The 12,138-nt window shown below is 71.5% G+C and carries 11 protein-coding genes; 1 reads left to right on the top strand and 10 read right to left on the bottom strand.

The window, feature by feature from the left end; all coding sequences use genetic code 11:
- Positions 1-98 precede the first annotated feature (98 nt).
- The 8 genes from ACFCXS_RS37695 to ACFCXS_RS37660 form a co-directional block, all read right to left on the bottom strand.
- Positions 99-1,673, bottom strand: a complete 1,575-nt coding sequence (locus ACFCXS_RS37695; protein WP_376647853.1) for a DUF1996 domain-containing protein — start codon at positions 1,671-1,673, stop codon at positions 99-101.
- 203 nt (positions 1,674-1,876) lie between these two features.
- A complete protein-coding gene (locus ACFCXS_RS37690) occupies positions 1,877-2,530 on the bottom strand; it encodes a LuxR C-terminal-related transcriptional regulator (RefSeq protein ID WP_376647852.1) in 654 nt (217 codons plus the stop codon).
- Entirely contained in the window at positions 2,521-3,780 is a 1,260-nt protein-coding gene (locus ACFCXS_RS37685) for a sensor histidine kinase (protein ID WP_376647851.1), read from the bottom strand. Before ACFCXS_RS37685 ends, ACFCXS_RS37690 begins: the two co-directional genes overlap by 10 nt.
- A 96-nt stretch (positions 3,781-3,876) precedes the next feature.
- A complete protein-coding gene (locus ACFCXS_RS37680) occupies positions 3,877-4,887 on the bottom strand; it encodes an NAD-dependent epimerase/dehydratase family protein (protein WP_376647850.1) in 1,011 nt (336 codons plus the stop codon).
- Between the two features lie 84 nt (positions 4,888-4,971).
- A complete protein-coding gene (locus ACFCXS_RS37675; RefSeq protein ID WP_376647849.1) occupies positions 4,972-5,562 on the bottom strand; it encodes a winged helix-turn-helix domain-containing protein in 591 nt (196 codons plus the stop codon).
- 420 nt (positions 5,563-5,982) lie between these two features.
- Positions 5,983-7,014: a glutamine synthetase gene (gene glnII / locus ACFCXS_RS37670; protein WP_376647848.1), complete on the bottom strand. Its 1,032-nt coding sequence runs from the start codon at positions 7,012-7,014 to the stop codon at positions 5,983-5,985.
- Positions 7,015-7,366: 352 nt separating this feature from the next.
- A complete protein-coding gene (locus ACFCXS_RS37665; RefSeq protein ID WP_376647847.1) occupies positions 7,367-8,056 on the bottom strand; it encodes a hypothetical protein in 690 nt (229 codons plus the stop codon).
- 120 nt (positions 8,057-8,176) lie between these two features.
- Complete coding sequence (locus ACFCXS_RS37660) at positions 8,177-8,536, bottom strand: arsenate reductase family protein (protein WP_376647846.1); 360 nt, start codon at positions 8,534-8,536, stop codon at positions 8,177-8,179.
- Positions 8,537-8,766: 230 nt separating this feature from the next.
- On the opposite strand from ACFCXS_RS37660, the gene ACFCXS_RS37655 reads away from it, so the two are divergent.
- Positions 8,767-9,081, top strand: a complete 315-nt coding sequence (locus ACFCXS_RS37655; protein WP_376647845.1) for a hypothetical protein — start codon at positions 8,767-8,769, stop codon at positions 9,079-9,081.
- A gap of 90 nt (positions 9,082-9,171) precedes the next feature.
- Here ACFCXS_RS37655 and ACFCXS_RS37650 read toward each other — a convergent pair whose 3' ends face one another.
- A complete protein-coding gene (locus ACFCXS_RS37650; RefSeq protein WP_376647844.1) occupies positions 9,172-10,356 on the bottom strand; it encodes a winged helix DNA-binding domain-containing protein in 1,185 nt (394 codons plus the stop codon).
- A 128-nt stretch (positions 10,357-10,484) separates the two neighbouring features.
- Positions 10,485-12,107, bottom strand: coding sequence for an alpha/beta fold hydrolase (locus ACFCXS_RS37645; protein WP_376647843.1), 1,623 nt, complete (start codon positions 12,105-12,107; stop codon positions 10,485-10,487).
- Positions 12,108-12,138: the final 31 nt, after the last annotated feature.

Below are 12,138 nucleotides of genomic sequence, written 5' to 3'. Positions count from 1 at the left end.
GCGGCCCCACCCACCCGGGGGGGGGGGGGGGTCCCCCGGGGGGGGGGGGGGGGGGGGCCCCCCCCCCCCCGCCGGCCTTCCGCGCTACCGGTTCAGGACTACTTGCAGTCCTGACCGTCGTTGATGCACTGGACCATCTTGTTCATCAGGTTCTCGTCGAAGAAGTTGATGAAGTCGTTGTGGTCGGTGATCGGCTTGTGCAGCTGCTCCGGGAAGGAGTCCACCGCGAAGGCGTTCTGCACCTGGCCGTTGTTGATCTGCGGCGCCTGGACGTCGTAGACCAGTCGGACCTGGAGCTGGGGGATGGCCTTGAAGCCGTTCGAGCAGCTGCCGTCCGCCTCCACGAAGTCCACGTGGGTGCGGTGGTTGGCGCTGTCGATGTTCTGCCCGTCCCAGCAGCTCTGGAAGTTGGACAGCCGGACCACGTTGCTGCCCTCGGGGCAGAGCGGGTACTTGTCCGTCACCTGACGGTCCTCGAAGCCCGTGCAGGTCCAGGACGTGTTGGCATTGTTCAGGCCGTTGGTGAGGGACTTGGCGTCACCGGTGATGATGCGCAGGGCCTTCGGCATCGCGACGACGTCGCTGGTGCGGTTGCCGACGAACTTCAGCTGGGCCTCGGCCGGCTGGACGATCTTGCCGACGTTGCCGTCCTGGCCGCCGCCGGGCTGACCGGCGTCGATGTCGTCCGAACCGTCCTGGATCCGGATGACCGGCCAGAAGTAGGTGGACTTGTCGCCCTGGTTCTGGCAGGTCGTCTGGCCGTTGGCCAGGTCGTCGTCGCTCGCGAAGGCGTTGTTGTTCTGGTTGCCGACGTAGTCGTGCTGGTGCTGCGCACCGTTGGAGACGCCGGGCGCCACGATCACGTTGTCCGAGTTGCGGTTCTCGTTCTCGTTGGTGCCGCACTCCGTGGTGAACGTGCCCGTGGAACCGCCGTTGCCGTTCGCGGCGAGGCCGTTCGGCAGGTTGCGGGAGTTGGGCTGGACGTCCTCGATCTTGATGAAGTCGTCCGCCGCCGGGCCGTTGCCGTTCTGCCCGCCGTTGCCGCCCTGCCCGTTGTCCTGGCCGCCGTTGTTCTGGCCCTGGTCCTGACCGCCGCCGTTGTTCTGGCCGCCGTCGTTGTTCTGACCGTCGTTGTTCTGGCCGTCGTTGTTGTTCTGGCCGTCGTTGTTCTGACCGCCGCCGCCCTGGCCGTCGGTGGTGTTGGCGTCGGCGGCCATGCCCTGGCACGAGGCCAGCTGCTCGAGGTTGCCCGGGGCCTGCCCGCCCACCCGCCGGATGTTGATGCCGATCCGGTCGATGACCGCGGTCCGCTTCGACTTCAGCGGGCCGAGGATGGCGTTGTCGACGAAGCTCGCGTCACCGGCCTGGGCCTGACGCGTGGAGGCGAGACGGGTGTAGGCCTCGCTGATCTGCTTGTCGAGGTTGGCCAGCTCCTTGTCCACCCCCTGACGAGCGCCGTCCGGTACATCGGTCAGCTTCTGTCCGACGTCCGGGCACTGGATCGTGGCGATCTGTGCGCCCGCGGACTTCGTCTGGTTCGCCGAGTTCTCCTCGTGCGCCGAGGCGTAGAAGTTTGCCCAGATCAGCCCGCCCCCACCGAGCGCTAGGGCCGCCGATGCGGCAATGGCCTTGGTGGCCAGCGGCGTACGGCGTTTTCTTGTGTTGCGTCCCATGGAACTCCTCTGACTTCCTTTTTCGGGGGCATCGAGGCGCCCGACAGGAGTGAAGCGGCTCCCTTCCATACGGAGGTGGTCCCACAGGTGTTCAGATGTCTCGGAAATTGATGCGAGATTCGTGAGGGCCGTGTGTCCTCAACAGCCCCTTCGGCACCGGAAGTTGCTGATCCCCCACGGTGGGTGAATCAGTTCGTCCGGTTTCATCGGCCGTGGTCGAGATACGCCAGAACCGCCAGCACACGACGGTTGTCGTCGTCCGAGACCTCAAGCCCCAGTTTGGCGAAGATGTTGGCGGTGTGCTTGGCGATCGCCCGTTCCGTCACGACGAGTTTCCCGGCGATCGCCGCGTTGGACCGGCCCTGCGCCATCAGCTCCAGCACCTCCCGCTCCCGGGGCGTCAGCCGCGCCAGCGGCCGGTCGTCGCCCGAACGGCGGGCCAGCAGCTGCTGGATGACCTGCGGGTCCATCGCCGTACCACCAGCGGCGACCCGCCGTACCGCGTCCACGAACTGCTCGGCGTCGAACACCCGGTCCTTCAGCAGATAGCCGATCCCGCCGGTGCCGTCGGCGAGCAGCTCGCGCGCGTACAGCTGCTCCACGTGCTGGGAGAGCACCAGCACCGGCAGACCCGGCCGCTTCCTGCGGGCGTCGAGCGCGCACTGCAGGCCCTCGTCGGTCTGGGTGGGCGGCAGGCGCACGTCGACGACGGCCACGTCCGGGTCCAGCTCGGCCAGCGCGGCGGCCAGTTCGGGCCCGGTCCCGACGGCCGCCGCGATCTCGAAGCCGTGCGCCTGCAGCAGCCGGACGAGTCCGTCGCGCAGCAGGAAGAGGTCTTCGGCCAGAACTACGCGCAAGGGATCTCCACGGTGACCATGGTGGGGCCGCCCGCGGGGCTGCTGACGGCCAGGACGCCGTCGAATGTACCCAGTCGCCGCTCGATCCCGGCCAGCCCCGAACCGGCCCCGATCACCGCGCCGCCCTTGCCGTTGTCCGTGACGGTCGCCCGCAGCATGCCGTCCGCCCGGTGCAGATCGACCCAGATCCGGTCGGCGCCCGAGTGCTTCACGGCGTTGGCCAGCACCTCGCTCACCGCGAAGTACGCGGCCGACTCCACGGGCGCCTCGGCCCGCCCGGGCAGATCCACGCTCACCTCGGTGGCCACGGGCAGCCGCAGCGCCAGCGCCCGCACGGCGTCACCCAGACCGCGTTCGGCGAGGACCGGCGGATGGATGCCGCGCACCAGCTCGCGCAGCTCGGTCAGCGCCTCCACCGAGGACGCCCGGGCCTGCGCGATCAGCAGCTTCGCCTGGGCCGGGTCCTTGTCGAGGAGCGCCTCGATGGTGCCCAGGTCCATGCCGACGGCGACCAGCCTGGCCTGCGCCCCGTCGTGCAGGTCCCGCTCGATGCGCCGCAGTTCTGCCGCGGAGGCGTCCACGGCGTCGCGCCGCGTCTCGGTCAGCACCCGCACCCGCTCGGCCAGTTGTCCCTTGCTGCCGCCGAGCACGGCCCGGGTGAGCCGGAAGTGGACGCCCAGCAGACGGGGGGTCCACACGTGCGCGAGGAACAGCAGCACCAGGCCCAGGGCTCCTGCACCCAGCGCCGACGCCTGCCCCGTCACCGGCACGAACCCGTACCAGTAGCCGTCGGGGAAGACCCGCCACAGCCCGAGCGCCAGCGCGAACCCCTCCAGCGGGTAGAACAGCAGCACCGCAGGCAGCAGCGCGGTGACGAACCCCGCGGTCATGTCGGCCGGCAGCCACCGCAGGTCCCGCCAGGTCGCCGGGTCGCGCAGCATCCCGAAGGTGCGCGCCCAGGGGTTGGCGCCCTCGGGCAGCGGCCGGTACGCAGGAGGGATCCGCACCCCGCCCCACTCCGCCGCGAGCACCCGCCGGGCGTTCGCGAACGCCCGGACCCCCGTCAGCACGTACGGCGTGGTGACGATGCCGACCCCGATCGGGATGAGCGCGATCGAGACCAGGGACAGGCAGAAGCACAGCACCGCCCCCGGCAGGGAGAAGAGGGCCAGGGCGAGCCCCCGCACCGCGGCGAGCCCGATGCCCCGCCCTGTCGTCCGTACGGTGCCGTTCTTCGTGTCCGTGGTCATGGCGTCAGTCTCGCCGAGCGGACGTGCCCGGTCACGGGGCCGGACCCCCGGCCCCGGGGTGGTGCTGAGTACACCGCAGCGGCGAACGCGCGGTGTTCACACGCCCGTTCCGGCCGCGAGCACCTTCGCCTCCACCTCCGGGTCGAGGCCCTTGCGTGTCCGGTCCGGGCGCTGGGGCGCGACACCGCCGATGTCGCACAGCCAGTTCCAGGTGTCCGCCACGGTCTCCTCCACGGGCCGGCAGACCAGCCCGGTCCCCACCGCCCGGGAGACGTCCGCGCTGTGCAGGGCGTCGTGCAGGTCGCTGCCCGGCGGCACCCACACCGGCAACTGGGTCCACGGCTCGATGCCCGCCTCCAGGACCACCCCGGGCTCGGTCCAGCGCAGTTCGGCCGCACCGCACGTGACCCGCGCGCACGCGTCGAGGAACGTCCCCATCGTGGCGTGCCCCTGCGGACTGATCAGGCTGTAGGGCCCGCTCAGCTCCTGCTCCACCGCGCCGAGGATCCACTCCGACAGGTCCCGTACGTCGACGTACTGCAGGGGGAGGTCCCGCGGCCCCGGCGCCAGGACCGGGCCACCGCGGGCCATCCGGGTCAGCCACCACGGGAGACGGCCGACGTTCTCGTACGGACCAAGGATCAGCCCGGCCCGGACCAGCAGCGAACGGTCCGCGCCGAAGGACTCGAGGGCGGCCAGCTCGCCGCCTCTCTTGTCCCGGGCGTAGTCGGTCTGCTGCGCGTCGGCCGCCGCCCCCTGCACCAGGGGCGCGTCCTCGCCGTACCCGGCGGGCGGGGCCCACGCGTACACCGAGCAGCTCGACACGTACACGTACCGGCCGGCGCGGCCCCGCAGCAGCCGCGCCGTGTCCAGCACGGCCCGGGGCGCCCCGGACCACGTGTCCACGACGACGTCCCACTCGCCCGGGTCGTCGGCCAGGGCCGCCGGGCCGCCGGGCGCGGTGCGGTCACCGAGGAGCGAGCGGACGCCCGGCGGGGCCTCGTGCCGGCCCCGGTGGAAGACGGTCACCTCCCAGCCCCGCCCCAGCGCCGCCTCCACGACGGCCCGTCCCACGAACTCCGTACCACCCAGCATCAGAAGCCTCATGCCGGTGACTCTGCCCGGCCGGGTGAGCGGACGGAACGGGGATCTGCTGTCGGCAGAGACGGAGCGCCGGGCCGTCCGCGGGCGTCAGCGGCCCGTCGGCGGCACGTACTTGTAGCCCACGCGGCGCACCGTGCGGATCGTGTCGCGGTGCTCCGCGCCCAGCTTGCGGCGCAGGCGGGCGATGTGGACGTCGACCGTGCGGCCGTCGCCCACGTGTCCGTAACCCCACACCGTGCCGACCAGCTGGTCGCGGGTGTGGACCCGGCCCGGGTGCGCCACCAGATGTGCCAGCAGCTCGAACTCCAGGTAGGTGAGGTCGAGCGGGCGGCCTGCCACCCGGGCGGTGCGCTGCACGGTGTCGACCCTGATCAGCGGCTCACCGCCCGGCTCGGCGACGGGCTCCGGGCCGGCGGCCTGCGGCAGGTCCGGCACCGCCACCGGGAACGGCGGCTGCTGGTCGGCCGGGACGAGCACCAGGTAGCCGATCATGGGCGGCTGCCCCGGCAGCGTGGGCAGGGTGTGCTGCGGTGCCGGCAGCCAGGTGGCACCCGGCGGCAGCAGGTCCGCGACCGTGACCACCTCGTCCCGGTCGACGGCACGCAGCCGGTGCCGGGGGCCGTGCGGCGCGGGAGTGGTGAGAGGGGCGGCGGAGGACAGGGAACGAGTGGTCGCCATGAGAGGTCAGCTCTTTCGCGCGAGGAGTTCGTCGGGGAGGTCGACGGCCGCGATTCGTGGTCGGGCTCGCCGAGGGACGTACGCGGTGCGCGCTGGCCGAAGGCCGGGGTGTACGGCTTTAGAGGGCCGGCGCGTTCGTCGCGCGGCAACACACCCGGTCGAAGTCGTGGTCCTGGCGGGACGGCCAGAAGGGCTCGAGGTCATGACGACCCGTCGCGACGCACTTCCGGTAGCTGGCCATGACCCCATTGAAGCAGAGCCGATCGCCCACCGGGACCCTCCTCTCACTGCTTGGACAAACAAGCCCCGTCAGGGGCGCGGGGAACTGTGCGACGAGCCACGACGCCGCGGCAGACGAACGGGGGCGCCCACCGCGTACGGCGAGCGCCCCTGCGCGTTGCGCGAAGCGAACGGGTCGGATCAGACCTGGCCGGCCTTCTCCAGCGCCGAGCAGCACGTGTCGACGAGCAGACGCGTCACCACGTACGGGTCGACGTTGGCGTTCGGACGGCGGTCCTCGATGTAGCCCTTGCCGTCCTTCTCGACCTGCCACGGGATACGCACCGAGGCGCCGCGGTTGGAGACGCCGTAGGAGTACTCGTTCCACGGGGCCGTCTCGTGCAGGCCGGTGAGGCGGTCGTCGATGCCGGCGCCGTAGTTCTTGACGTGGTCGAGCGGCTTGGAGCCCTCGCCGAGCGACTCGGCCGCGGTGATGATCGCGTCGTAACCCTCGCGCATCGCCTTGGTGGAGAAGTTGGTGTGCGCACCGGCGCCGTTCCAGTCGCCCTTGACCGGCTTGGGGTCGAGCGTGGCGGCGATGTCGAAGTCCTCCGCGGTGCGGTAGAGCAGCCAGCGGGCCACCCACAGGTGGTCGGAGACCTCCAGCGGGGAGACCGGGCCGACCTGGAACTCCCACTGGCCGGGCATGACCTCGGCGTTGATGCCGGAGATGGCCAGACCGGCCTTCAGGCAGTTGTCCAGGTGCGCCTCGACGACGTCACGGCCGAAGATCTCGTCCGCGCCGACACCGCAGTAGTAGCCGCCCTGCGGGGCCGGGAAGCCGCCCTTGGGGAAGCCGAGCGGGTAGCCGTCCTTGAAGAACGTGTACTCCTGCTCGATGCCGAAGATCGGCTCCTGCGCCGCGAACTTCTCCGCGACTTCGGCCAGCGCCGCACGGGTGTTGCTGGCGTGCGGGGTGAGGTCGATGTTCAGGACCTCGCACAGCACCAGGATGTCGTCGCCGCCACGGATCGGGTCGGGGCAGCTGAAGACCGGCTTGAGGACACAGTCCGAGGAGTGGCCCTCGGCCTGGTTGGTCGAAGACCCGTCGAAGCCCCAGATCGGCAGTGCGTCGAGACCGGCGGGCGCACCCGTGATGATCTTGGTCTTGGAACGCAGTTTGGCCGTCGGCTCGGTGCCGTCGATCCAGATGTACTCAGCCTTGAAGGTCACGGGCCACATCCTCGGGTGTGTCTGGGCGCGTATCGCGGGTGCGTGCGGCGCAGCGGCACCGGTGCGCCGCGTCTGCTGCCCGGCAGCCTGACAACAGGCGATTTCCCGGCCATTGCTCGAATGTGAACCCCGTGTTACCTGGTCATGCTGTGCCGCACTTCACGCCGTGAGGGCGTTTTCACGGGTGCGGCGCCGTTCACCGGCTCCCCTCCGTCGAGCCGGTGAACGGCGCCGCACAGCCCGCACGCGCCGGTCCTGCCACCCCTGGCCGGGGGCGGCAGGACCGGTGACACGTACGAGGGGCGGCCGAGGGGGTGGCCGCCGCCTCATCGATTCACTCGGCCGTGGAGCCTCACCCCACCTTCTCGATCAGGGCCCGGCGGATCAGGAACTTGCCGGGCTCACGGACCTGTTCGAAGGCCGCGTTGTTGAGCAGCGCACAGCTGCCGGAGACCGAAGTGACCTCCACCGTCGTGGACTTGTTGTTGTCCAGGTTGGTGACCTTCAGCTTCGTGCCGGCCGGGAACTGGTTGCTGGACGCGGCGGGCGCACCGCCCTCGCCGGAGAGCGTGACCGTGGAGCCGTTGCACACCTGCTGCCCGGAGGCAGCGGCACCGTCCCCGGCGTCTCCCGCGGGGGCGGACTCGGCGGGCTGTGACGGCTGGGCCGAAGCCGCGGGCGGCTGGGCCGACTGGGCGGGCTGCGAGGGCTGCGCGGTCTGGGAGTCCTGAGCCGACTCCCCGACGGCGCACCCCGACGCCTCCTGCTTCCGCTTGATCTCCGCGACGACCGCCTCGCGGTTGGCGATCCGCGCCTCCGACTGTGCGTCCGGGTTGGCCCGCTGGTCCGCGATGAACTTCTGGTTGTTGCCGAGGGCGGTGGCGAGACCCAGGCAGACCGTCGACTCCGACGCCGACCTGGGGGTCGGCGGCGCCGCGTTCGACGTGCTCGCCATGACGAAGGCCCCGCCTCCCGCCACCGTCGCCGCGCTCACCAGCAGCGCGATCTTCTTCTTCGTACCGAGAGTTCTCCTGCGCGACATGCGCGCCTCCTGAAGAGGTAGGGGAGCGTACGCCGCTATGTACGAGATACCGAACGAGGTTACTCAGCGGTTACAGGAGTCACTCAAGTGACCTGTGCCACACGAGGGTGGGGTGGCTGGTCAGTGCGACAGGGCGTCCCGCACGGCCTCGTCGGTACGGCCGACCACCGCCGTGCCGTCGTCCGCGGTGATGATCGGGCGCTGGATCAGCTTCGGGTGCTCGGCGAGAGCGGTGATCCAGCGCTCGCGCGAGGCGGCGTCCCGTGGCCACTCCTTGAGTCCGAGCTCCTTGGCGTCGGCCTCCCCGGTGCGGGTGATGTCCCAGGGCTCCAGACCGAGACGCTCCAGCACGCCCCGGATCTCGTCCTCGCTCGGCACGTCCTCCAGGTAGCGGCGGACGGTGTAGTCGGCGCCCTCGGCGTCGAGCAGGGTCAGGGCGCTGCGGCACTTCGAACAGGCGGGATTGATCCAGATCTCCATGCGCACACGGTACGCGCCGACCGGCTTGTTCGAATTTCTGGCGCCCCTTCCGTACCTCGCGGAGCTGTCGTGACACGCGGTCAATTGCCGTGCCGACCAGGGCATTTGCCGGGCTCTGCGGGCTCCCCGTTGTCAGTGCCGGGCGGTAAACTGTAAGCAGTGTTCGAGGGTGGGGCGCCGGGGATGCAGACGTCTTCGGTGAGCCGCCCGACCGCGACAGGAGGATGCCTGTGCCCGCTGCCGCCCTGAAGTCGAAGCCGTTGCCCACCCAGTCCACCGCGAAGCGTCCCGTTCCGCTCGACCTGCCGTACGCGCCCGTGGAGAAGCGGCCGCTGCCGCCGGGCCGGCCGCGCCAGTGGTACGTGACGCACAACCGCCGTCTCAAGGCGATGCGCCTGGCCATCGCCCTGCTCGACTCGGGCGTCCACATGCCCAACCAGGCCCGCGACGAGACCATCCGCGACACGGCGGAGCTGATCGGCGTCCACCCGCCGTCGGACACGACGTGCCACATGGTGCGGGCCTTCATGCGGTACGCCCGCTGACCTCTCCTATCCGAGCGCCGGGCATCCCGAACGACGGGGCGCCCGGCGCTCGTTCATGCCGTCCTGGTGCTCGTCGGAGACGAGTCGGTCTCAGCCCGCCGCCAGTTCCTTCTCCAGCGGCGTGCGGAAGCGCGGCGTGACCCTGGTCGTGCCCAGCCAGCCGGTCAGCCGCTCCGCCTCCGACTCGATCGCCGCGCGGGCGTCCCGGCCGGCACCCTCCTCCTCGAGGATCCGCCAGACGATCTCCCCGTCCGGCCGCTGGGCCCAGCCCCCGACCACCCGTCCGTTCCACCACACGGTCGGTCCGACGTTGCCGCTGCCGTCGAACAGCCGGGGCCGCAGCTCCGGCGCGAGATACCAGTCGCGCTGCTGCCACCCCATCGCCGTCGGATCGAGGCCGGGCAACAGCGCGGCCCAGGGTTCGCCGGGTGACGGCACCGGGCCCGTGTCGCCCTCGGCCACATACCCGGTGCCCTCGTCCAGCGACACCGCCTCCGCCCCGATCGCGGCCAGCGCCCTGCGCACCTCCGTCACACGCCACCCGGTCCACCACTTCAGATCGGCCTCCGTCGCCGGGCCGCACGCGGCGAGCCACCGTCTCAGCAGCTCCGCCTGCGCCTGAGCGGCATCCAGCTCGGGGTGCTCGGGGGCCACGGCCCAGCGGAACTGGCTCGACGTCCACGAGCCGAGAGGCCGGCCGCGGACGACCTTCCCCTCCACGCCCAGCACCTTCAGCAACCGTGTCGAGACCGTGTGCACCCCCTCGTAGCTCTTCCCGGCCGCGTACACGAACTGCTCGCGCAGGCGCGGCTCGTCCTGCGCGAGTTCGGCCGCGGTCGCCTGCCCGCGCCGGGCGAGCGCCGCCAGCGCCGACTCCTCGACCTCCCTCAGCCAGGCCGCGTCCGGCGCACCGGCCGTCGCCATGTGCTTGAGCAGCGAGGCCCTCTCCCGCGCGGCGACGGCCAGCCCCGTCGAGGCGTGCACGACGGCGGTCAGCTCGGCGGGGAACACGAACACGGTGTGCCGCATGCCGTGCATCCGCACCAGACGACGGTCCTCGTACAGGGCCCGCCCGGTCTCCTCCACCGTCCTCGCGGGATCGGCGAGCCGCGCTCCCACCGCCAGGTACACCGTCGCCGGGTCGGTGCCGTGCAGCGCGACCAGCGAATCGGCGACCTCCTCGGGCGTCCCCGCCCGCGCCCGCCCGGCCAGCCGCTGCCGCAGCGCGAGCCGGGCCCGCCGCTCCGCCACGTCGATGTACCGCTGCGCACCCATGACGGCCTCCACTCGTCGCATCCCTCGCCCGACGGCATCATCGCGGACGGCACTGACATTGATGCTGATACTCGGGTCCCGGTGGTCGAGACCCGGGCACTGACTGACGCAACACCCCGTCGAACACCTCAGCCGTACCGCTCCAGCAGCCCCGTCACATACGCCTCCAGCCGTCCGCCCATCACCTCCGGCGTCAGATCGGACCGCCCCAGCTCCCGCCACGGCCCCGCGAACTTCGCCGCGTCGGGTACGTAGGCCAGCGCGTCGAGCAGCCGCCAGTACAGATGGTCCGGGGCGTCGGCCAGGCGCCGCCCGCCCTGTGCCTCGTAGCGCTCCCGGAAGCCGAGGCCGTACTCGGGCCCGTGCAGCAGCGCGAGTGCTGTCGCACAGTGGGCGACGTCGAGGTCGGCCGGCCCCCACGAGGTCTCCACCCAGTCGACGACCCCGCTGATGCGCAGGTCAGCCCCCGAGCCCGTGAACAGCACGTTCCCGGGGTGGAAGTCCCGGTGCAGGAAGCAGCCGTCGTAGGGCGGGGGAGTGCGGCGGATGACGTCCACGGCCCGTTCCCACCCCGAGGGGATCGCAGTCGGCGAGGTCCACGCCTGGTAGGTCCGCGGACGCTCCCGGGGGACGATCCGGTGGATCCGCGCGAGCTGAGCCGCGAGCAGGTCCACCCGGGCCTCCAGGTCCTGCTCGTCGACCCGGACCCGCCCCGGAAGGACCGACATCAGCAGGGACGGATGGTCGCAGTGCTCGCCCGTCGCGTCGACGCCGATCAGCTCGGCGGCCGGCACGCTCTCCTGCCCCGCCAGCAGCGTGAGAATCTCCGCCTCGCGGGCCAGCAGCCCTGGCGCGTGCCGCCGGAAGAAGGGCTTCACGAAGGTTCGCAACGCCAGTTCGGTGCCGTCGTCGAGGGTGAGCCGCCGCATCTGGGCGCTCCAGCCACCGGTCAGAAAAGACGACGTGGTGACGGTACGGCCTGCGGGAAGCTGCTTGGCCACCCACCCGCGGGTCGCCGTCCAGCCCTGCTCGCCGAGTCCGGTCAGGACGGCGGTGACGAACTCCCGCCGGTCGCCGGGGTGATCACGGAACCACAGGCCCAAACGGTGCCCGGCGTCGGGAAGTACCCGGTGGGTGAACTGCGCGCGACGGGCCAGCGCCTCGGAGAAGGCGTCCGTCACGGCGGACGGGATGACCTCGTCCGTGCCCGGCACGACCAGCACGGCCCGCCCCTCGTACGACCGCAGCACATCGAGGGCGGGGGAGGCACACCAGCTTCCGGGGCGGCGGATGAGCTCGCTGAACCGCCCGTCGCCCGCACCGAACGGCACGTCCCACGCCTCGCCCGCGTACACGGCCGGCGCGCACAGCCCCAGGGCCGCCACCCGCTTCCCGTAATGCCGCACGAGGTCCGCCACCGTCTGACCGCTCATGCTGAACCCGACCAGGACCAGCGGCGCGTCCACCCGCACGCGGGCGTCGATGACGGAGACGGCCTGCTCGAAACGGCGGCGCAGGCTCAGCTCACTCAGCAGGCCCGTGCTCTCCCCGTGGCCCGAGAAGTCGAAGGCGAGGGCGTGACAACCGTGCGCGGCGAACTCCGCCAGCCACGGCACCAGTCGCTCCTTGCTGCCGTGGCCCGCGCCGTGCAGCAACACCACCGTCGCCCGGGCCGGCGCGCCGTCGCCCGCGGACAGCCCCTTGAGCCGTTCGCCGCCGACGACGTGCGTGAAAGGGATCAGCTCGCTCATCCGGCCATTCACTCACGCGACCCACGGCCGA

Source organism: Streptomyces sp. NPDC056373, from assembly GCF_042262425.1.
Taxonomy (GTDB): Bacteria; Actinomycetota; Actinomycetes; order Streptomycetales; family Streptomycetaceae; genus Streptomyces.
The sequence above is the reverse complement of the archived record's forward strand: the minus strand, read 5'-3'. Positions and strand labels throughout refer to the sequence as shown.